Origin of the sequence: Mameliella sp. MMSF_3455 (genome assembly GCF_030733205.1) — a bacterium.
Classification (GTDB): Bacteria; Pseudomonadota; Alphaproteobacteria; order Rhodobacterales; family Rhodobacteraceae; genus Antarctobacter.
Window position 1 is genome coordinate 41048 of record NZ_JASHJL010000018.1, and the last position, 21524, is coordinate 62571.

General features: G+C 66.5%; 17 protein-coding genes. 7 read left to right on the top strand and 10 right to left on the bottom strand.

Going from position 1 to position 21524, the window contains the following annotated elements; all coding sequences use genetic code 11:
• Positions 1–64 precede the first annotated feature (64 nt).
• The 3 genes from RBB42_RS14620 to pepN all read right to left on the bottom strand — a co-directional run bounded on the left by RBB42_RS14620 (position 65) and on the right by pepN (position 3974).
• Positions 65–496: a hypothetical protein gene (locus RBB42_RS14620; protein WP_305971122.1), complete on the bottom strand. Its 432-nt coding sequence runs from the start codon at positions 494–496 to the stop codon at positions 65–67.
• Positions 493–1236 carry an SDR family oxidoreductase gene (locus tag RBB42_RS14625; RefSeq protein ID WP_305971123.1) on the bottom strand — a complete coding sequence of 248 codons (744 nt, stop codon included), beginning with the start codon at positions 1234–1236 and terminating at the stop codon, positions 493–495. Before RBB42_RS14625 ends, RBB42_RS14620 begins: the two co-directional genes overlap by 4 nt.
• Before the next feature lie 185 nt (positions 1237–1421).
• Positions 1422–3974 (bottom strand): aminopeptidase N, encoded by a 2553-nt coding sequence (gene pepN, locus RBB42_RS14630; RefSeq protein WP_305971124.1) that lies wholly within the window; start codon positions 3972–3974, stop codon positions 1422–1424.
• An 89-nt stretch (positions 3975–4063) separates the two neighbouring features.
• Here pepN and RBB42_RS14635 point away from each other — a divergent pair, with 89 nt between their 5' ends.
• Complete coding sequence (locus RBB42_RS14635) at positions 4064–5575, top strand: FAD-binding domain-containing protein (RefSeq protein WP_305971125.1); 1512 nt, start codon at positions 4064–4066, stop codon at positions 5573–5575.
• Entirely contained in the window at positions 5575–5745 is a 171-nt protein-coding gene (locus RBB42_RS14640) for a DUF2256 domain-containing protein (protein ID WP_305971126.1), read from the top strand. Before RBB42_RS14635 ends, RBB42_RS14640 begins: the two co-directional genes overlap by 1 nt.
• A 129-nt stretch (positions 5746–5874) precedes the next feature.
• Here the strand turns inward: RBB42_RS14640 and RBB42_RS14645 are convergent, their stop codons facing one another.
• Entirely contained in the window at positions 5875–9696 is a 3822-nt protein-coding gene (locus tag RBB42_RS14645; protein ID WP_305971127.1) for an efflux RND transporter permease subunit, read from the bottom strand.
• Positions 9693–11636 (bottom strand): efflux RND transporter periplasmic adaptor subunit, encoded by a 1944-nt coding sequence (locus tag RBB42_RS14650; protein ID WP_305971128.1) that lies wholly within the window; start codon positions 11634–11636, stop codon positions 9693–9695. Before RBB42_RS14650 ends, RBB42_RS14645 begins: the two co-directional genes overlap by 4 nt.
• Before the next feature lie 346 nt (positions 11637–11982).
• Here RBB42_RS14650 and RBB42_RS14655 point away from each other — a divergent pair, with 346 nt between their 5' ends.
• From RBB42_RS14655 to der, 3 genes are all read left to right on the top strand, one after another.
• Positions 11983–12639, top strand: a complete 657-nt coding sequence (locus RBB42_RS14655) for a tetratricopeptide repeat protein (protein WP_305971129.1) — start codon at positions 11983–11985, stop codon at positions 12637–12639.
• Between the two features lie 65 nt (positions 12640–12704).
• Entirely contained in the window at positions 12705–14039 is a 1335-nt protein-coding gene (locus tag RBB42_RS14660) for a PQQ-like beta-propeller repeat protein (RefSeq protein ID WP_305971130.1), read from the top strand.
• A 133-nt stretch (positions 14040–14172) separates the two neighbouring features.
• A complete protein-coding gene (gene der, locus RBB42_RS14665) occupies positions 14173–15645 on the top strand; it encodes a ribosome biogenesis GTPase Der (RefSeq protein ID WP_305971131.1) in 1473 nt (490 codons plus the stop codon).
• Positions 15646–15823: 178 nt separating this feature from the next.
• On the opposite strand, the gene lfb1 is transcribed toward der, so the two are convergent.
• The 5 genes from lfb1 to RBB42_RS14690 all read right to left on the bottom strand — a co-directional run bounded on the left by lfb1 (position 15824) and on the right by RBB42_RS14690 (position 19292).
• Positions 15824–16195, bottom strand: a complete 372-nt coding sequence (gene lfb1 / locus RBB42_RS14670) for an LIC10280 family protein (protein ID WP_305971132.1) — start codon at positions 16193–16195, stop codon at positions 15824–15826.
• 80 nt (positions 16196–16275) lie between these two features.
• Positions 16276–16977 (bottom strand): TspO-related membrane protein, encoded by a 702-nt coding sequence (locus RBB42_RS14675; protein WP_305971133.1) that lies wholly within the window; start codon positions 16975–16977, stop codon positions 16276–16278.
• A 31-nt stretch (positions 16978–17008) separates the two neighbouring features.
• Positions 17009–18301: a serine--tRNA ligase gene (gene serS / locus RBB42_RS14680; RefSeq protein ID WP_305971134.1), complete on the bottom strand. Its 1293-nt coding sequence runs from the start codon at positions 18299–18301 to the stop codon at positions 17009–17011.
• A gap of 84 nt (positions 18302–18385) precedes the next feature.
• Complete coding sequence (locus RBB42_RS14685; RefSeq protein WP_305971135.1) at positions 18386–19033, bottom strand: trypsin-like serine peptidase; 648 nt, start codon at positions 19031–19033, stop codon at positions 18386–18388.
• Between the two features lie 112 nt (positions 19034–19145).
• Positions 19146–19292, bottom strand: coding sequence for a hypothetical protein (locus RBB42_RS14690; protein WP_305971136.1), 147 nt, complete (start codon positions 19290–19292; stop codon positions 19146–19148).
• A gap of 273 nt (positions 19293–19565) precedes the next feature.
• Between RBB42_RS14690 and yajC the strand changes: the two genes are divergently transcribed.
• Both yajC and secD read left to right on the top strand, forming a co-directional pair.
• Positions 19566–19853, top strand: a complete 288-nt coding sequence (yajC, locus tag RBB42_RS14695) for a preprotein translocase subunit YajC (RefSeq protein ID WP_305971137.1) — start codon at positions 19566–19568, stop codon at positions 19851–19853.
• 6 nt (positions 19854–19859) lie between these two features.
• Complete coding sequence (secD, locus tag RBB42_RS14700; RefSeq protein WP_305971138.1) at positions 19860–21524, top strand: protein translocase subunit SecD; 1665 nt, start codon at positions 19860–19862, stop codon at positions 21522–21524.

The following is a 21524-nucleotide window of genomic DNA, read 5'->3' on the forward strand; positions in this document are numbered from 1 at the left end:
CTGGCGGGCTGAGATTGAAATTATTTCAATTAAACAGTATGTTGCGCGACGATTTGTTGAGGCGTCAGATCAGCCCGAAATGATGCCGCTCCGTCTTGATGTCCCGCGTCTCCAACGCCTTTTGCAGCCGGGGATGTGGCGGCAGGCTGTCCTGCGGCAGAGTGATGCGGCGCCCGTCATCCAGCACCAGCCGCACCCGGATCGAGAAATCGAGTCGCGTTTCGAAGCGGGCCACTGCGATCCGAGACAACGCAACCTCGCCCGTTGCCCCGCCCGATCCCCAGCGGAGCATGTTGTCGTCCAATCGCAACCAGGCGCTGCGCCCGGTACTGAAATCGATGAGGGCCGGGAGGCTGACCAAAAGCAGCGCCCCGACGATCCAGATCGAGGCCTGTAGCACGAACCACAGCGTCATGGCCGCCAGCCAGACCAGCATCAGCACCAGAAAGGCCCGCAGTGACCGGCCCGAAGAAGCATGTTCCAGGGGGCTGTTCACCGTCCCCCCGACACGTCGAGGATGGAACGGGTGACATAGGAGGCCCGCTCGGACAGCAGCCAGAGGATCGCCTCGGCGCATTCCTCGGTCGTGCCGGCGCGCCGCATGGGCGTGGTCGGGGCCAGCCGTTCCAGCCGGTCGGGCTGGCCGCCCTTGGCGTGGATATCCGTTTCGATCAGACCGGGGCGGATGGCGTTGACGCGGATCCCCTCTGGCGCCAATTCATCGGCAAGTCCCAGGGTGAATGTGTCGATGGCGCCCTTGCTGGCCGCATAATCGACGTACTGGTGGGCCGACCCCAATCGCGCGGCCATCGAAGAGATGTTCACGATCCCGCCCCCCATGCCCCATTCGCGCATCAGGCCGACGGTCTGCCGGGCGACCTCGATCGCGCCGAAAACATTGACGGCAAAGACTTTCTGAACCCGTTCGGGCGTCAGGTCTTCAATGCTGCCGTGGGGAGAGACGATGCCGGCGTTGTTGACCAGTCCGACCGGGCCGGGCTTCAGCTCGCGCAGCTTGGCAAACATCTTCTCGATGGCCTTGGGCTTGGAGACATCCGCCTGCACAAGGTAGGCCTGTGCCCCCATGCTTTCGACCATCGCCGCGGTCGTTTCGGCCCCGGCCTTGTCCTGGCCGTAATGGACGACGATCCGCTGCCAGCCCGAAAAGGCCGCCATGCGCGCGGTGGCCGCACCGATCCCGGCGCTGGCGCCGGTGATGATCAGCGCGCCGTTCATGCGCGGAGTGTCCGGGCGGAAAAGAGTGGGGACGGCCTGCGGCCGGCAATAGTTAGGACAGGGCGCATCGCGGTCTCCGGAGTGGTTCGGCCTCAGGCTATCGCGGTTTTGGCGCGGGCCACAAGATTGCTTGCGTGCCCGGCGCCGTTCTTGCCGGCAAAAGCCGTTTCAGCCGCCGCGCAGGCTCAGGCGCCCAGGATGCGCGCCACCATCTCGCCTGTGTCGCGGCTCAGCTTGGGTTTGGCCTGCAGGCGTTCCAGTTGCGCTCGCATCAAGTCCTGGCGGTCCGCGTCGTAGCGTTTCCAGGTCTGGAAGGCCGAGGTCATGCGCGCCGTGGTCTGCGGATTCAGGTCATCGAGGCGGATCAGCCAGTCGGTGAGCAGGGCATAGCCCGCGCCGTCCTTGCGATGGAACCCGGCGTGGCTCATGGCCACAGAACCCATGACCGCGCGGAACCGGTTGGGGTTTTTCCAGTCGAAATCCGGATGCCCGGTCAGCGCCTCGGCGCGCGGAACCACGTTGTCCGGCGCGGTCATCCCGATCTGCAGCCCGAACCACTTGTCCATGACCAGCCGGTCACCCTTCCACTGCTGTTCGAAAGAGGCGAGCGCCTCTGTATCCTTGCCAGCCCGCACCAGTTGCCCCAGCGCCGAAAGTTGCAGCGTCATGTTGTCGGCCCCGGCGAATTGCTCCTCCGCCGCCTTGCCGCCATCCAGTTGGGTGATCAGCGACAGGGCGGAACCGCCAAGGGCGCGTTTGCCCGATTGCTCGGCGGTCGGCGCAAAAGGCGCGTCCACCCGGCCTTCGGCGGCAAGCTGAGGCAGCAGGTCGGCCCAGCGTTCCGCCATGACCTGAACCAGCGTTTCCTTGGCCTGCCAGATCGCGTCCGGGTCCGGTGTCACGCCGCGTTCGAACAGCACCTGCGCCAGTTCCGAATCCGAGGGCCGTCCCATCATCATCGCCCGGAAGGCCGGGTCGAGATCGCGGTCCCGCAAGAGCCTTTCCAGCCCGTCCAGCCAGGCCAGGTCGGGGCCGGCATCCTCGGTGATCATGGCGATCAGGCTGTCACGGGCCAGCAGGCGAGAGGCCTCCCAACGGTTGAAGGGATCGGTGTCATGGGCCAGCAGAAAGGCGCGTTCCTCGCGGCTCTGTTCGCGCTCCAGCACCACGGGGGCGGAAAACTCGCGGTTGATCGAGGGCACCGGCCGCGCGGCCAACCCGTCAAAGGAAAAGCTCTGTTCGGCTTGGGTGATTTCCAGAACGCGGGTCGGTACCACCTCGTCGCCGTTGGGATTGAGCAGGCCCACGGCCATGGGGATGACCTGCGGTTCCTTGACGTCCTGTCCGGGCGTGGGCGGCGTGTGCTGCTTGAAGGTCAGCGTATAGGTTCCGTCGGCCCAATCCTCCGTCACCTCGACCCGCGGCGTGCCGGCTTGGCTGTACCAGCGCTTGAACTGCGACAGGTCGCGGCCGGTGGCATCCTCGAAGACCTTGAGCCAATCCTCGATCGTGGCGGCATCGCCGTCGTGGCGCTCGAAATACAGATCCAGCGCCTTGGCGTAATCCGCATCGCCCACCAGCCGTTTCAGCATGCCGATCACCTCGGCGCCTTTCTCATAGACCGTGGCGGTGTAGAAGTTGTTGATCTCCTGAAAACTCTCGGGCCTGACCGGGTGCGCCAGCGGTCCCTGGTCCTCGGGGAACTGGCGCCCGCGCAGCATGGCAACGTTGTCGATGCGCGCCACCGGGGCCGAACGCACGTCCGCGGTGAACTGCTGGTCGCGGAAGACGGTCAGTCCTTCCTTCAGACACAGCTGGAACCAGTCGCGGCAGGTGATGCGGTTGCCGGTCCAGTTGTGGAAATACTCATGCGCGATGATCGCCTCGATGCGTTCGAAATTGGCATCGGTCGAGGTTTCGGGCGAGGCCAGGACGCAGGAGGAGTTGAAGATGTTCAGCCCCTTGTTTTCCATTGCACCCATGTTGAAATCGTCCACGGCGACGATGTTGAAGACGTCCAGGTCGTATTCTCGGCCATAGACATCCTCGTCCCATTTCATCGACTTCTTCAGCGCCTCCATGCCGAAGGCGCATTTGCCCTCGTCTCCCGGTCGCACCCAGATGTTCAGCTTGACCTCCTTGCCCGACCGGGTGGTGAAGCGGTCCGGGTGGTTGACGAGATCGCCGGCAACCAGCGCGAACAGGTAGGCGGGCTTCGGCCAGGGATCGTGCCACTCGGCCCAGCCCTCGCCCCGGTCGACCGAATTGCCATTCGACAGCAGCACCGGCAAATCCCCCTCGATCCGCACGGAAAAGACGCTCATGACGTCGGGGCGGTCGGGGTAATAGGTGATCTTGCGGAATCCTTCGGCCTCGCACTGGGTGCAGTACATGCCGCTGGACATGTACAGCCCCTCCAGCGCGGTGTTGTCTTCGGGTGCGATTTCCACCTCCGCTTCCCAGAGGAACGGGCCTTCCGGCACGGCACAGCGCAGGCCCTCGGGCGTGACCTCCGGCGTCACCTCGACCCCGTCGATGGTGGCGCGGATCAGTTTCAGGTCCTCGCCATGCAGAAAGAAGTCCTGTGCCGGGGCCTCGGGGTTGGGCGCGAAATGGATCTTCGAGATCACCCGCGTCGACTTGGGCGCAAGGCGAAAGGTCAGGTGCACATCGCTGACCTGCCAGCCGAAAGGAGTGTAGTCCTTGAGATAGATGGTCTTGGGTGCGGCGTCTTTCATCGGGTCCTCGCGGGGCTGGAAGCTGTTGGCCGTGACCCTAGGTCGGAGCCGAGGGGGCTGCAATGGCACCGCCGCCGAAAGGAGACCTGATGTCCGTGATCCTCTGGTTCAAGCGCGATCTGCGCGTAGCCGACAACGCGGCGTTGTTGCGCGCTTGCGAGATCGGGCCTGTCCTGCCGCTTTACATCGTTGAACCGGGCCTGTGGCAACAGCCCGACGCCTCTGCCCGCCAGTACGCCTTTCTGCGCGAGACGCTGGCCGGGCTGCGCGCCGACCTGCGTGCCCTTGGCAGCGACCTTGTGATCCGGTTCGGCCCGGCCGTCGACGTGCTGGAGGCGCTGCGCGCGGAAACCGGGGCAAACTGGTTGGTCAGCACCGAGGAAACCGGCAACGCCTGGAGTTTTGCCCGTGACAGGGCCGTGGCCGCCTGGGCTGCTGGTCAGGGCCTGCGCTGGCAGGAATTGCCGCAGTCGGCGGTGCGCCGTGGACGGCACGACCGTGACGGCTGGGCCGCCCATCGCAACCGGCTGATGGCGCAGGATCCGCTGCCGGCGCCCGGGGCGCTGCCGCCCGTCCAGCAACCGTCCGACGCCCTGCCAGAGGCTGCCGACCTGGCGTTGGCCACCGATCCCTGCCCGGGACGCCAGCGCGGCGGCCGCGTCGAGGCCGAGGCGCTACTCGACAGTTTCCTGACAGAGCGCGGCCAGAATTATCGCAAGGCCATGTCGACCCCGCTGGAGGGCGCAAGCGCCTGTTCGCGGCTGTCGCCGCACCTGGCCCTCGGCACTCTCAGCCCGCGCGAGGCGGTGCGCGCCACCGCCGCCCGCCAGCGAGAAGTTAGGGGCACGCGGACCGGGTGGTCCGGCAGCCTGAAAAGCTTTCAGTCGCGCCTCGCCTGGCGCGACCATTTCATCCAGAAGCTGGAGGACGAGCCGGATCTGGAATGGCGTGCCCTGCACCGCGCCTATGAGGGCCTGCGCCCGGAAACCCCGGATGCCGCGCGCCTTGAGGCATGGGAAAAGGGCGAAACCGGGCTGCCCTTCGTCGATGCCTGCATGCGCTCGCTGATCGCCACGGGCTGGCTCAATTTCCGCATGCGTTCGATGCTGATTAGCGTCGCTTCCTACCACCTCTGGCTTCCCTGGCAGCGCACGGGCCAGCACCTGGCGAGATTGTTCACCGATTACGAACCGGGCATTCACTGGAGCCAGGTCCAGATGCAATCGGGCACCACCGGCATCAATACCCTGCGTATCTACAACCCGGTCAAACAGGGCCACGACCAGGACCAGACCGGCGCCTTCACCCGCCGCTGGTGCCGGGAACTGGTCGATGTTCCCGACGATTGCCTGCAGGAACCTTGGCGCTGGGACGGGCAGATCGACTATCCGCCACCGGTGGTCGACGTGAAACAGGCGGCAAGGACCGCCCGCGATGCCATCTGGTCGGTGCGCAAGAATGAGGGGTTCCATGACGAAGCCGCACGGGTGGTGCGAAAGCACGCCTCGCGCAAGGATCCGCAACGCCATTTCGTCAACGATCGCGCGCCGCGAAAACGGCGCCCCGCCGGCGACAGCCGCCAGCAGAGTTTCGATTTCTGATGCCGCGCGGTACCCGCAAGGGCGATCTGCCGGTCAAGACCTGCGCGACCTGCGGCCGCCCGTTCACCTGGCGCAAGAAATGGGAAAAGGTCTGGGCAGAGGTCCGCTATTGTTCCGACCGCTGCCGCCGCACCCGCAAATCCGACAAGGCGAACGCAGGTCGTCCCTGACCGGCACAGCGTTGCTTTGGGCTCGAAAGACTTCGGGGGTCGCGCTTTGCGCAACCGGGGCGGCGCCCCAAGATGCGCGCCGCAGGTCCCGCGGATCGGCCCACGCCAGCGGGTCGATCCGCTGTCAGTTCACTCTGCTGCGCGCAGATCCTGCGTCAGTTCCATCGTGCTGGCCGGCGCATCCTCCCAGATGATTTCGGGCGATTTCACCTGGCGCGCCGCCCGGTTCAGGGCCCAGTCGCGGGCCACGCGACTGCCGCGCCCAAAGCTGAGCCGCGCGAGCAGCCGCGCGAACCACAGCACATAGGTCGTGAACCAGACCCGGATCGCCAGCATCGCGGGGGTAAAGACCAGCGTCAGTACCGTCGCGATCCCAAGGCCGAAAACCACGGCCGTGGCCAGGTTCTTCCACCACAGGGCGGTCGGGCTGTCGATCGAATAGCCGCCGTTGAAGAAGTCGAGGCTGAGCCCCAACATCATTGGCGCAAGGCCCGCCATCGTCGTAATCGTGGTCAGCAGCACCGGGCGGATCCGGTCCTGCGCCGTGCGCACGATGGCCTCGATCCGGGGCATGTAGCGCGAATACTCCTGGTAGGTGTCGATCAGGACGATGTTGTTGTTCACCACAATGCCCGCCAGCGCCACGATCCCGGTCCCGGTCATGATGATCGAGAAATACTGATCCATCACCAGCATCCCGATCAGCACGCCCGTCGTGGACAGGATCACCGCCAGCAGCACCAGCACCGAGTTGTAGAAGCTGTTGAACTGCGCCAGCAGGATGATGAACATCAGGAACAATGCGCCGCCAAAGGCCGATTGCAGGAAAGCCTGGCTTTCCTCCTGGTCCTCCTGGTCGCCGGTCCATTCCCATTCGATGCCCGCGGGCAGCGGGTCTGTTTCCAGCCAGTCGGTCAGGACGCCGATCCGTTCCGTGCCCGTCACCGGCACGACCTTGAGCTTGGAGCGCTCGCCCGTATCGGCCTGCGCGACGATCTCTTCGGGTGTCGTGTCGGTCAGCAGGCGCACGTCGCCGAAGTGGCGGATATTGGCGCCCATCAGCCATTCGAAGAACCCCGACGAACGGCCAAAGTCATGGCTCCAGTCCGCGGTCGAGACATCGGCTGTTTCCGGGTCCAGTTCCACGCCGGTCATCAGCGGCACGAACTCGGTCGCCTCTGCGCCGTCGGGGCCGGTTGTCGTGACGTCCCAGCCGATTTCCATCAGGCTCTCGCGCACACCGGCCTTGACGTCGAAATAGCGCGTCTGGTCGATGCGCTCGATCTCGGCCAGCTTGGCCACCGGCTCGCGGGTGATGAAGTTTACCAGCGGCACCAGGCCATCCGGGGTGCGGACCTTGAGGCTGTCCAGCGTGGACAGGACGCGGTTTTCCTCGGGCAGGCGCACGCGGATGTCGATTTCCTCGTCCGAGGTGCCGGGGGTATAGCTGCCAATGGCCAGCCCGCGCGTCACAAGTTGCACCATCGCGCCCACCGTGGCCACGTCGGCGCCGTAGCGGCCCGCCTTTTCCACGTCCACGTCGATCTGCCAGTCGATGCCGGGCAGGGGGCGGGTGTCCTCGATCAGGGTCAGGCCGGGGGTGCTGTCGAATTTCGTGCGCGCAATGCTCGCGGCCTCCAGCAGGGCGGTCCAGTCGTCGCCCTTCAGTTGCAGGTGTACCGGCTTGGCGCTGGCCGGGCCGCGCGCCTGGGCCAGGATCTCGATCTCGACGCCGGGGATGCGCTCCAGCTTCTCGGTCAGGTCGTCAAGGATCACGTCCCCGTCCAGCTGCGCCAGCGGGACATCGTTGGCACGGGCATAGGCGGGGCGGTCGGCCCAGGCGATGGTTTCGAACTGGACCTGGCCGATGGTGTCCTTGGGGGCCATCGCACCGCCGGTGTTGTTGTCCAGCCCGCCTTCACCGGCAAAGGAGAAGGCGTTGAGGATGCCGGGATGGGTCAGCACGATCTGCTCGGCCCGTTTCACCAGCGCGTCCTTTTCCGCCAGGCTCAGGTTGCCGCGGGCGCGGACGTAGACGATGGCCTGTTCCGGTTCGCTCTCGACGAAGAAATCCACGCCGTTGTTGTTCTCGCCGTAGTAGGCGAAGACGCTGACCACGAACACGATCACGGCCCCGACCGTCACCAGAGGCATGACCGGGTTGCCGGCGATCAGCTTGGTGAAACTGCCGAACGGGGTCCGGCGGCTGCGCGACTCGATGCGCTTGGGCTTGCGCCGGATTTCGGCGGCGTCCATCACCACGGAAGAGATCACCGCAAAGAGCACAAAGATCACGACGCCGGGCATATGCGCGGCCCAGCCCGTCGCCTCTGTCGGACCCAGGTAGCTGGGGTTCAGCACCATCATCGCGCCGGTGAACAGCCCCAGGATCGCCACCGGCACCAGCAGCACCCGCAGCGTCCAATGCAGGCGCGCGCGCAGCCAGTCGCCGGCGCGGTGCACGTTGCGCGAGAACCGTCCCGAGACGCCGCCCATGACCGGCAGGTAGATCAGCGCCACCACCAGCGAGGCGGTCAGCACGAAGATGATGGTGATCGGCAACATGCCCATGAACTCGCCCGCGACGCCGGGCCAGAAGAGCATCGGCAGAAAGGCGCAAAGCGTCGTCGCCGTGGACGAGACAACCGGCCAGAACATCCGGTGCGCCGCCTCGACATAGGCATGCATTGGGCCGGTGCCTTCGGCGATGCGCTTGTCGGCGTATTCCACCACCACGATGGCGCCGTCGACCAGGATGCCCACGGCCAGGATCAGCCCGAACATCACGATGTTCGAGATCGTCACGCCCATCGTCGCCAGCAGCACGAAACACAACAGGAAAGATGTGGGGATGGCAAACCCCACCAGCAGGGCGGGGCGCAGGCCCAGGCTTGCCAGCACCACGATCATCACCAGCGCGATGGCCGTCAGAACCGAGCCTTCGAGTTGGCTGACCATGCTGGCCACCTGGCGGCTCTGGTCGTTCGAGGTGCCCACGTCCAGCACCGCGCGCAACTCGTCGGGCCAGGTCCCCTGCGCGGTGGCAAGTTCGGCCTTCACCTGCGCCACGGTGTCGATGATGTTGAAGCCCTTGCGCTTGACCACCTGAAGCGCGACGGTCTGTTCTCCGTTGAAGCGCGCCGTGCCCTTGCGGTCCTCGAAGGTCAGGTTGATCGCGGCCAGGTCGCCCAGCGTCACGACGCGGTCGCCGTTCACCTTGACCGGCAGGTCATAGACATCGCGCGCATCGTCAAAGCTGGAGGGGATCTTGACCGAAAAGGCGCCGTTTTCCGTTTCGACCTCGCCGGCGGCAATCAGCTGGTTGTTGTTCTGGACCACGCGGATCAGCTCATCCGCGGTGACGTTGTAGCTTTCCAGTCGCAGCGGGTCGATGACCACTTCCAGCATCTCGTCGCGGTTGCCCGCGATCCCGGCCTCCAGCACCGAATCGAGCGCCTCGAGCCTGTCCTGCAGGTCCTTGGCGACCTTGTTCAGCGTACGTTCCGGAACCGGGCCGGAGAGGTTGACGATCAGGATCGGGAATTCGGAAAAGTTGATCTCGTTGATCGAGTATTTTTCGGCGCCTTCGGGGAACTCGGCCTCGGCATTGTTCATGCCGTCGCGCACGTCGGCGATGATCTTGGTCTTGTCCCAGCCGAACTCGAACTCCAGTGCCAGGCCCGCATAACCCTCGGCGGCGGTGGCCGTCATCTTCTCGAGCCCGTCGAGATCCGAGAGCTCGGTCTCCATGGGCTTGACCAGCAGCTTTTCAGCGTCGGCGGCCGAAATGCCGGGGAAGGGGACCGAGACGAAGAGCGCCGGGATCTCGATGTCCGGTTCACCCTCCTTGGGCAGCGAGACATAGGCATAGGCCCCGGCCACCAGACTGAGCACGATGAAGGCGATGATCATTCGGGCGCGCGCGGCGGCCCAGTCGATGATGCCGGTCATTGTATGATATCCTCGTAACTCGGCACCACGGTCACGCCATTGGTGACGTATTCCTGACCGACGGTGATCACGTTGATCTCATCCGGCAGGCCGGTGATCCAGACGCCATCGCGGGTGTCGCGCAGGATCGAGACATCCATCCACTGCACGCTGTCGTCCGGCTTGACCGTGCGCACGCCCAGCTTGCCCTGGTCGTTCAGGGTCAGGGTGGATTGCGGCAGCAGATGCGCCTTGGCCCCCTCGGCCTCGATGGCAACTTCGGCGGTTTCGCCGTCGCGGATGGTCAGGTCGGAGTTGTCGACCGTCAGTTCCACGAGGAAGGTGCGCGTGGTCGGATCGGCGCTGCGCGAGACGAAGGTGACCTCACCCTGCACGACGCGGTCGTTGGTCAGCCGCGCGCCCGCCTTGGCCCCGACCATCACGCGCGCCACGGTGGTTTCGGGCACGTAGCCGACAATCTTGATCGGGTTCAGCTGGATCACGGTTGCGCAGGCCGAACCGGGTTGCAGCAGTGCGCCCAATTCCGCCGTGTCGGTTTCCAGCAGACCGGCAAAGGGCGCATGCACCTTCAGCCGGTCGATCTCGCGCCGGGCCGAGGCGACGGCGGCCTCGGCGGACTGGATCGCGCTCAGCGCGCTTTCCTCGCCGGTCTTGGCGGACTGGATACCCGCCGTCGCAGTTTCAAGCTGGGCACGGGCGGCGATGACCGCCGCCTTGGCACCTTCGACACCGGAGAGGGCCGAGGCCACGGCGGCTTTGGCCCCCTGCAGCTGGCTCTGCGCGGATTGCACGCCGGCCAGGGCGTTCTGGATCTGGGCCTTGGCCGAGATCACCCCGGCGCGGGCATTGCGGATGCCGCTTTGAGCCGCCTGCACGGCAGCCTTGGCGGTTTCGACCTGGCTCTTGGCGGTCTGGACGGCGGCCAGCGCGCCCTGGAGTTGAGACTTGGCCGCCTCGATGCCGGAGGCGGCGGATTTCAGGCCAAGTTGCGCGGTCTGCACAGCGGTCAGGGCGGTCTCGTAGGTGGCTTCGGCCGCGGCCAGCCGGGTCTGCGCGGCAAAGCCGTCGCGGGCCAGTTCCTGCGCGGCGCGCAGGTTGATTTCCGCCTCGCGCACCTGCGCCTGCGCCTGCTTCAAGCGCGCCTCGGCCTCGGGCACGCGGGCCTCTGCCTCGGCCAGCAGGGCCTCGGCGGCGGGCACGCCGGCCTCTGCCTCTTTCAGGCGGGCCTCGGCGGCGGGCACGGCGGCCTTGGCCTCTGCCAGCCGCGCCTCTGCCTCGGGGACGCGGGCCTCGGCTTCTTCCAGCCGGGCCTCGAACTCGGGCACCCGCGCCTTTGCCTCGGCCAGCAGGGCCTCTGCGGCGGGGATGCTGGCGCGGGCCTCGGCCAGTTGCGCTTCGGCGGCGGGCACGGCGGCCTCGGCCTCGAGAATGCGGGCCTTGGCCGAGGGAAGCTGCGCCTCCGCTTCGGCCAGACGCGCCTTGGCCTCGGGCAGCCGGGCCTTGGATTCCGCAAGCCGGGCCAGCGCCTCTTGCAGCGAGACCTGGCTGGTGCCCGGGTCGATCTCGCACAGCAGTTGTCCGGCTTCGACCAGCGATCCCTTGCGCAGCGGTTCGGACACGATCTTGCCCGAGGTCTCGGCCCGCACCTCGACCTGGCGGACGGCCTCGGTTTCGCCGCGCAGGATCACCTCGCTGTCGACCACCTGAGCCACCGACCGCTTGGCCATCACGCGCACCGCGCCTTCGGGGAGGGCATCGGGGGCGCCCGCCTCCAGCGCCGGGTCCGCATCTTCGGAAGGGGCGGGGCCGCCATCTGCCACGTCCCCCTGAGCCGCCGGGGCCACCTCGCGAGCGAACTCAAGCAGTCGGTCGCGCTCGAATACAACCGCGTAAAGGACCGCAGCCACAAGGCAGGCGGTCAGGATAGACATGATGCGCATCGTCTTCGTCCTCTCGGCGCCGAACCGCGTGGCCCGTCGCACATCCTGTTGATCGTTACGGTGCCGAGCCGGCCCGACCCCTGCCGACCCGGACGAGTCCGGGCTGAACCGTTTCGTTCAGTTTTAGGGTGCCGCAACGTAGGCTTCAAGCACGGGCGTGGTTTTTGCCCTGCAAAGCGGCGCTTTTTCGACAATTCTGCGAGAGTTTCACGATTAAACCGCATTTACGCGACAATTCGCTAAGCCCGTTTCGGCGCGGGAAACGGCCCTTGCGGGTATGCCTTCTCGCCTTGGCACTGCGCTGCGGGGCATGTAAGAGGGAGAAAACCAACCGGAGGGGGCCCGTTTGAGCGACGCCGACAGTTTTATCGACGAGGTGACCGAAGAGGTCAAACGCGACCGCCTTTACGCCACTTTGCGCAAGTGGGGCTGGGTTGGCGTGGTCATCGTGCTTCTCATCGTCGGCGGCACCGCCTGGCGCGAATGGCGGATCGCCTCTGCCGAATCTCAGGCCCAGGCCTTTGGCGATAGCGTGCTTGACGCGCTCGACGCCGAGGAACCGGCGCAGCGCATCGACTCGCTGACGGCGATCGAACCGCCGACCACCGGCGGCGCGGCGATCCTGTCGATGCTGACCGCCGCCGAAGAAGGCACCGCCGGCGATGACGCCGACGCGGTCGCCCGTCTTCAGGCGGTGGCCGCCAATACAGAGATCCCCGCCATCTATCGCCAGATCGCCAGCTACAAGGCCCTGACCCGCGGCGCATCCGTCCTGCCGGTTGAAGAGCGCCGTGCAGGCTTCGAGGCGCTGGCCGTGCCGGGGCAGCCTCTGCGCCTGCTGGCGGAGGAACAACTGGCCCTGATCGAGATCGAAACCGGCGACCGTGACGCCGCGATCGCACGGCTTGAACGGCTGGCCGAAGATGCCGAGGCGACGCAGGGCTTGCAGCGCCGCGCCGGTCAATTGATTGTGGCACTGGGCGGCGACGCGCCCGGTAACTGAGCCCGCTCAGGCGGGGCGCACGGCGGGGGGCAGGGCCCCGGGTAGTGACGAAAAGGGGCATGGTGATGCTGCGCAAGACCTCTCTGCTGATTTCGCTGGCCGCGCTGGCGCTGACGGCCTGTGCCAAGAGCGAGCAGATCCTTCCGGGGGAACGTCTGAATGTCCGGGACGTGCTGACCGGCGGTTACGACGAAGGCACCGACCCGGCAGAGACCGGACCGCAGGCCCGCGCCTTTTCCACGCCCGCCAGCGTCAGCAACACCGATTGGGCGCAAAGCCCCGTCTCGCCGATGGTCCGTGTCACGAACGCGGCCCTGGGGCAGGCCCTGAAACCGCTGTTCTCGGTCGGGATCGGTGCGGGCGACGGGCGCAAGACGCGGTTGAACGCAGATCCGATCGTCGCGGGCGGTCGCATCTTCACGATGGACGCCAACCACCAGGTCCGGGCGACCGGAACCTCGGGTCAGCAACTGTGGTCCGCGACCCTTGTCCCGCAGCGCGACAAGGCCCCCGAAGGTCAGGGCGGCGGGCTGGCCTACGGCGACGGCAAGTTGTTCGTGTCCTCCGGCTTCGGCATGCTGACGGCGCTTGACCCGGCCACGGGGCGAATGCTCTGGGAGCAGGATCTCAAGAACACCGCCACCGGCGCGCCCAGCTATCGCGACGGGCTGGTCTACGTCGTCTCGGGCGACAGCACCGCCTGGGCGATCGAAAGCGACGATGGCCGCGTCCGCTGGCAGTTCGACGGCACCAAGGATTTCAACAACATCGCAGGGGCACCGGCCCCCGCGATCAACGACAAGTACGTTGTCTTCGCCTTCGGATCGGGTGCCGTCTCGGCGGCCTTCCGGCAGGGTGGGCTGCAGGTCTGGAACGCCGAGCTTTTGGGCCGCCGTACCGGCGTCACCATCGCCGGAATCAACGATATCACCGGCGATCCGGTGATCGCGGGCGACCGGGTCTTTGCCGGCAACCACTCGGGCCGCGCGGTGGCGCTGTCGGTCTACAACGGAGAGCGGATCTGGACCGCCAAGAGAGGCGCGCTGGGTCCGATGTGGCCGGCAGGCGATTCGGTGTTCTTCGTCTCCGACCTCAACCAGCTGGTCCGGCTCGATGCCGGAACCGGGCAGGAAATCTGGAGCCGTGACCTGCCGGGCTATCGCCCGACGCGCAACCCGAACCGCCGCCGCGACGGCGCCTTTGCCAATCATGGTCCGGTGCTGGCGGGGGGCCGCCTGATCGTGGCCAGTTCGGACGGCAAGATCCGGGCCTTCAACCCGGTGGACGGCAAGCTGCTGCAGGAAATCGCGATCCCGGGTGGCGCCACCACGCGCCCCGTGGTGGCGGGCGGCACGCTCTATGTCGTGTCCCGCAAGGGCGTTCTGCACGCCTATCGCTGAGGCCTGTCTTCCCGTTCCCGCGCCGGCGAGACCGCGGTGCCCTGGCGCCCGGACTGTACCGTGGCGCCGGGATGCCCCTTTCGCCCTGCTTTGAAATGCGTTAAGCGGCGCCCTTGATCCTTGGAGCCGGGCCATGAGTTTCTCTCTTGCCATCGTCGGCCGCCCCAACGTGGGCAAGTCGACCCTGTTCAACCGTCTCGTCGGGCGGCGCCTGGCGCTGGTCGACGACCAGCCGGGCGTGACCCGTGACCTGCGCGAGGGCGAGGCCAGGCTGGGCGACCTGCGATTCACCGTGGTCGACACCGCAGGCCTTGAGAACGAGACCGACGAGTCGCTGCCCGCCAGGATGCGTCGGCTGACCGAACGCGCGGTGGAGGAGGCGGATGTGTGCCTGTTCCTGATCGACGCGCGCGCGGGCATCCTGCCCGATGACGAGGTCTTTGCAGAGATCCTGCGCAAGCGGGCCAAGCACGTCATCCTTGCGGCCAACAAGGCCGAGGGATCGGCTGCCGATGCCGGCGTGATTGAGGCCTATTCGCTGGGTCTAGACGAGCCGATCCGCCTGTCGGCCGAACACGGCGAGGGCATGAACGACCTCTACTCGGCACTTCTGCCCCTGTCCGAAGGATTCGAGGCGCGCGCCGCCGCGGAGGCGCCCGAGGTCGAGGTCACGCTGAGCGAGGAAGAGGCCGAGGCGGGTGAGGGCGACATGCGCCTGCCCACGCGGGACAAGCCCCTGCAGATCGCCGTGGTTGGGCGGCCCAATGCGGGCAAGTCGACGCTGGTGAACGCGATCCTGGGCGAGGAACGGCTGCTGACCGGGCCGGAGGCGGGGATCACGCGCGACGCGATCTCGGTCCAGATGGACTGGGGCGGGGTGCCGATGCGGATCTTCGACACCGCAGGCATGCGGCGCCGGGCCAAGGTCCAGGACAAGCTGGAGAAACTCTCGGTCTCCGACGGCATCCGCGCGGTGAAATTCGCCGAGGTCGTGGTGGTGCTGCTGGATGCGGCCATCCCCTTCGAGACCCAGGACCTGAAGATCGCCGACCTTGCCGAGCGCGAGGGGCGGGCCGTGGTGGTGGCGGTCAACAAGTGGGACGTGGAGAACGAGAAGCAGGACAAGCTGAAGTGGCTGCGCGAGCAGTTCGAACATGTCCTGCCGCAGCTGCGCGGCGCGCCGCTGGTGACGATTTCCGCCCGCACCGGCAAGGGGCTGGACCGGCTGCAGGCCGCGATCATGCAGGCCTACGACGTCTGGAACCGCCGCGTTCCCACGGCACAGCTGAACCGTTGGCTGGAAGGGATGGTCAGCCGCCATCCGCCCCCCGCGCCGCAGGGGCGCAGGATCAAGCTGCGCTACATGACCCAGGCCAAGACCCGGCCACCGGGGTTCGTCGTGATGTGCTCTCATCCCGACAAGCTGCCCGAGAGCTATTCGCGCTACCTGGTGAACGGGCTGCGCGAGGATTTCGACATGCCCGGCACGCCGATCCGCCTGACCATGCGTGGCCAGGGCGATCGCAACCCCTACAAGGGCCGCAAGAAGAAGAACGCTGGCGCGCTGAAGAAGCACCTGGGCAAGTTGCAGTCCAAGAAGGATTGAGTCGGGCGCCGGGACGGGACTGTTTGCGGCTGCGCCGCAAAGACGCCCGCCCGCCGACCCTTGGGACAGGCTGCGCCTGTCCGTTCGCGCCCCGGGAAACGATGGGCAGGCTGAGCGCCGCTCTGCAACCGGCGGCGACACCTCTGGTGGAGGTTGCGCGGCGCGAAGGCTGGGCGATCTAGCGGAGCGGTTCGAGCCGGTCGAGGGCGAGGCCGTCGGCCCAGGTGCCATGCAGGGAACCGTCGGGCATCAGGACGTAGACGACCGGGTTGCTGTCGCCCTGCCAGTCCACCGTCAGGACGCGGCCTTCCAGCCGTCCGGTGCCGCGAAAGATCTGGCCTGCGATGGTCCAGGTCAGCTGGTAACGGGCGCTATTTCCGGTCAACTGGAGCGTACCGCTGTAGGCGGACCCATCCGGATTGCGGCCCGCGACCCGGTAGGCCCCGGCGATGTCAGAGCCGCCTTCGATAGGCAGGCTTTCCTGGGCCGGGAGCGGACCGGGGACAAGCGGCAATGCCAGCAGGCAGGCAGAGAGAATAAGGGCGCGCATGGAGGAAACCTCTTGAACCGAATGCGCGCAGCCTACGAGCCGGCCAGACAGCTGTCCAGAACCGAGCGCTCCGTCGTGTTTTACTCCGTGTCCGTTCCGCGCACGCCCAGGATGGCGATCATGCCCACCAGCGCGAGCCCCGTGACCGCGGCGTTGAAGGGCTGGCTATTGGCCACGACCACACCGACCAGTGCCCAGATCACCGTCATGCCGTATTCCGGCGCCCGGTGGAGCCGGTATTGCATGGTCACCGAGAGCGCCATGCAGACCAAGAGCGACAGCAGCGCCGCCGGGGTGGGTGGCATCCAGCCGTAGCCGCCGATCACCACGCCGGTGCCGACGCAGGCCGCCGCCGACAACCAGCCGGCATAGACCGCCACCGGACCCTGTTGCAGCCAGCGATCCGTGTCGCCCGCCCGCCAGAGCGCGACAAGCGCCGTGCCCAGCATGACCCAGATCAGCAGCGTGGCCAGCATCGGGGACCATTGCGCCACCGGCAGCCAGATCGCGCCAACGGCGAGGCTGGCAAAAAGCGGCGGACGCATGGGCGCCCAATCGACGTCATCGCTCCGTCGCAGCAGGCCGAAGCCCGTTCCGATCACCAGCCAGACATAGATCAGGCCCCAGATTGCAAAGGCATAGCCCGCGGGCTGCACCGGCGGGTCTTCCAGAACGACCGGGAATTGCGACGGCTCGTACCCGTTGAACCCGGGCACCAGCCAAGGCGAAGCCGCGAAACAGAGCGCGGCCAGGAAACACAGGAGGGCCCAGAGGCGGGTCAAGAGACCGCCTCCGGACAGGGGGGCGTCCGGCTCATGCCAGAGTACCCTCGGCGGTCAGTCGGGTCTTGCCGCCCAGGTAGGGATGCAGCGCCTCGGGCAGGTCGACCGAGCCATCCGCCTGCTGGCCGTTTTCCAGAACCGCGATCAGGCAACGCCCCACGGCGAGGCCCGAGCCGTTCAGCGTGTGCAGGAACTCGGGCTTGCCACCGGCCGTGGGACGGAAGCGCGCGTTCATGCGCCGGGCCTGGAAATCGCCGCAGGTCGAGACAGAGCTGATCTCGCGGTAGGTGTCCTGACCGGGCAGCCAGACCTCGATGTCATGGGTTTTCTGCGCACCGAAGCCCATGTCGCCGGTACACAGCACCACGGTGCGATAGGGCAGGCCCAGCCTTTCCAGGATGCCCTCGGCGCAGGCCGTCATGCGGTCGTGTTCCTCCAGCGACTTGTCCGGATGGGTGACGGAAACCATCTCAACTTTTTCGAACTGGTGCTGGCGCAACATGCCGGAGGTGTCCTTGCCCGCCGAGCCGGCCTCGGAGCGGAAGCACTGCGAATGCGCGGTGTAGCGGCGGGGCAGGTAATCCTCATCGACGATCAGGCCGTTGACGATATTGGTCAGCGTCACCTCGGAGGTGGGGATCAGCCACCAGCCATTGGTGGTCTTGTAGCTGTCCTCGCCGAACTTGGGCAGCTGGCCGGTGCCATACATCATCTCCTCGCGCACCAGCACGGGGGTCCATGTCTCTGTCAGGCCGTTCTCATCGACGTGGGTGTTGATCATGAACTGGGCCAGCGCACGGTGAATGCGCGCGACGGCGCCCGAGAGCACGACGAAACGGCTGCCCGAGAGTTTCGCGGCAACTTCGAAATCCATGCCCGGTTTCACGCCGTCGAGGTCGAAATGTTCCTTCGGCGTGAAATCAAAGCTGCGGGGCGTGCCCCAGCGCTTGATCTCGACGTTGTCGTTCTCGTCGGCGCCTTCGGGCACCTCTGCCAGCGGCAGGTTGGGGATGCCGGCCAGCAGGGCCTCAAGCTCGGCGTCCAGGCTCTTGGCCCTTTCCTGCATCTCGCCGACTTCGGCCTTTTTCGCCGCGACCAGCGCGCGCAGGCGCTCGAACTCGGCCTCGTCGCCGCTGGCCTTGGCCTTGCCGACCTCCTTGGAGGCGCGGTTCTGCTCGGCCTGCGCCTCTTCGGCAGCGGTGATGGCCGCGCGTCGTGCGCGGTCCAGGTCGAGGACCTGCGACGACATCGCATCAACCCCGCGACGGGAAAGAGCCGCATCCCAGGCGGCGGGGTTTTCGCGGATGGCGCGGATGTCGTGCATCGTATCCTCCAGAAGGTAGTGTGAGTCGCGGGGGTTATGCCCCATCTTGATTAAGGAAGGTAGAGGGGCAGCGAGGCTCCTGTGTCAATCCCGGTCCGCTGCCGCGAATTCCCGCCGCAGCCAGCCGTCCACGGGCACCGCCAGCGCCTCTTCGTCGCGGGTGACGGCGACGATCACCGCGACGATGCGACGTGCCGCGCCTTCGCCCGCCATGACCGGCCCGCCGCTTTGCCCCGGCTCCACCCGGCAGCCGATGCGCCAGATGCCGCGATAAGCGTCGCCGTAGCAGAGCGGTGTCACCGTAAGCCTGTGCGGCCGCGAGCGGCGATACCCCATCAGCGTCAGGGGGCCGGGCAGGGCCGCGTTGCCAAGGGCCAAGGGCGGCGGCTCCAGCCGGTCTTGCAGTTCGACCAGGGCGATATCGTGGCGCAGGTCGAACCCGCCATCGGCATAGGCCTTTGGGTGAACGCGGACCTCGCGGATGCGGGCGGCGCCGGTATGGTCCTCGCCATCCCAGCCGGCGACAAAAACCATGTCCGCGATCCGCTTGAGATAGCCGTCCTCTGGCCGGGTGACGCAATGGGCGGCGGTCAGGGCAAGGTCCGGGGCGATCAGCGTGGCGGTGCACATCTCTGTCATGCGGTAGCCGGCGGTGTTCAGCCGCCCGATCGAGGGCTCGCCCGCCAGAAGGGGCAGGGGCAACAGCAGCAATGTCAGAGCCATGCGGAGCATGTGGTGGCCTTTCGCTTTGGCCCTGTTCGCAAGAGCCAAGGTAGGCGGCGCGCGACGCCAGGGCAAGGCGGCGAATTCTCACCACGGGCGCAGGGGCGATACCGGGCTCTGTTCATGCCACAAAGGGAAACGCATGGAGTTCCCGGCAGACCATTTCCTGATCCACCCGGGCCGCCGCGCTGACCTGGGCGGCCTGCGCCATCATCGAAAGGGGCGCCCTGCGCGCCTTGGCCGAATAGGATGAGGCACGGTCGATCATCCTGCTGGCGGGGCTACGGGTGCCGTTCTGCAAGCCGGACCCGGCGCTGCTGGCGGGGTGAACGACGAGGGGGCCTTCGTCTTTGACCCGATCCGCGCGCACCCGGGGGACGATCCCGCCGCCTGAGCCGGGGCAATTGCAAAACCGACGCCCTGGCCGGGAAACAAATGCGCGCAGGGGCCGGGCCCTTCTTGCATCTGGCCAGTACCGCGCATAGGTTCCGGCCAAATTTCGCGGGGGGTGCCCCGCCGCAATCCAACAGGAGCATCCCCAATGGACGCAAGCGCAATCGGCCAGTTTCTTCCTCTCATCCTGATCTTCGCGATCATGTATTTCCTGCTGATCCGTCCGCAGCAGAAAAAGATGAAGGAACATCAGAAAATGGTCGAGGCCCTGCGCCGCGGCGACCAGGTTGTCACCCAGGGCGGGTTGATCGGCAAGGTTGCCAAGGTCAAGGACGAGAAGGAAATCGAGGTCGAACTGGCCGAGGGCGTCAAGGTCCGCGTGGTCAAGCAGACCATCGCGCAGGTCCTGTCCAAGACCGAACCGGCCGAAAGCTGATCGGGCATGCTGCAGGTCGATCTCTGGAAGCGCGTGCTGATCTGGGCCACCGTCGTGGTCGGCCTGCTGCTCGCCATGCCCAACGCATTCTATTCGCGGGTCGAAACCCACAACGATGCCGTCAAGGCCATCGAAGCGGGGTTCGATACGTCTGAGAACCGTGAACTCGCCGCCGGCTGGCCGTCGTTCCTGCCCTCGGGGCTTGTGAACCTGGGGCTGGACCTGCGCGGCGGTGCGCACCTGCTGGCAGAGGTCCAGGTGCAGGACGTCTACCAGTCGCGGATGGAATCGCTCTGGCCCGAGGTCCGCGACCTGCTGCGCGATGCGCGCGACGAGGTGGGCACCATCCGCCTGCAACCCAACGCCCCCCTGGGCGAGTTGCGCATCAAGATTTCCGAACCCGCCGGCATGAACCGGGCCATCGAACTGGTGCGCACGCTGGCGCAGCCGGTGGTCTCGCTCACCGGGGCCGGGTCCACGGACCTGGAGGTGCGCGGCGAGGATGACGTTCTGGTCATCTCCCTGTCCGAGGCCGAACGCCAGGCGCTCGACGACCGCACCATGCAGCAAAGCCTGGAGATCATCCGGCGCCGCATCGACGAGGTCGGCACCCGCGAACCGACGATCCAGCGTCAGGGGTTCGACCGTATCCTGATCCAGGTGCCGGGCATCGGGTCCGCCGCCGAACTGAAAGAGATCATCGGCACCACCGCGCAGCTGACCTTTCAGCCCGTGGTCAGCCGGACATCCGATGGCAGCGAACGCCCCGGCGTCGGAAACGAGATCCTGCCCTCGCTGGATCAGGAAGGCGTCTACTACATCCTCGAACAGGCGCCCGTGGTCACCGGCGAGGACCTGACCAACGCGCAGCCGAGCTTTGACCAGAACGGCCGCCCGGCGGTGAACTTCAGCTTCAACCCCTCGGGGGCGCGGCGCTTTGGCGATTATACCGCGCAGAACATCGGTTCGCCCTTTGCCATCGTTCTGGACGACGAGGTGATTTCCGCCCCCGTCATCCAGGCCCACATCGCGGGCGGTTCCGGCATCATCACCGGCAATTTCACGGTCGAGGAATCGACCCAGCTGGCCGTCCTCCTGCGTGCCGGCGCCCTGCCAGCGGAACTGGTCTTCCTCGAGGAACGGACCATCGGCCCGGAACTGGGGCAGGACAGCATCGACGCGGGCAAGATCGCGACGATGGTGGCCTTTGGCGCGGTGCTGGTCTTCATGGGCCTGAGCTATGGGCTCTTCGGTCTTTTTGCCAACGTGGCGCTGATCCTGAACATCGGGCTGATCTTTGGCCTGCTGTCGATGATCGGGGCCACGCTGACCCTGCCGGGTATCGCGGGCATCGTGCTGACCGTGGGTATGGCCGTGGACGCCAACGTGCTGGTGTTCGAACGGATCCGCGAGGAACTGCGCACCGCGCGCGGTCCGGCGCGGGCGATCGAACTGGGTTATGAAAAGGCCCTGTCGGCGATCGTAGATGCGAACATCACCACCTTCATCACCGCGGTGATCCTCTATGTCATGGGGTCGGGTCCGGTGCGCGGCTTTGCCGTGACCCTGGGTTTCGGCATCCTGACCTCCGTCTTCACTGCGATCTTTGTCACGCGGCTCTTGATCGTCATCTGGTTCGAACGCCGCCGTCCGAAAACGATCGAGGTCTGA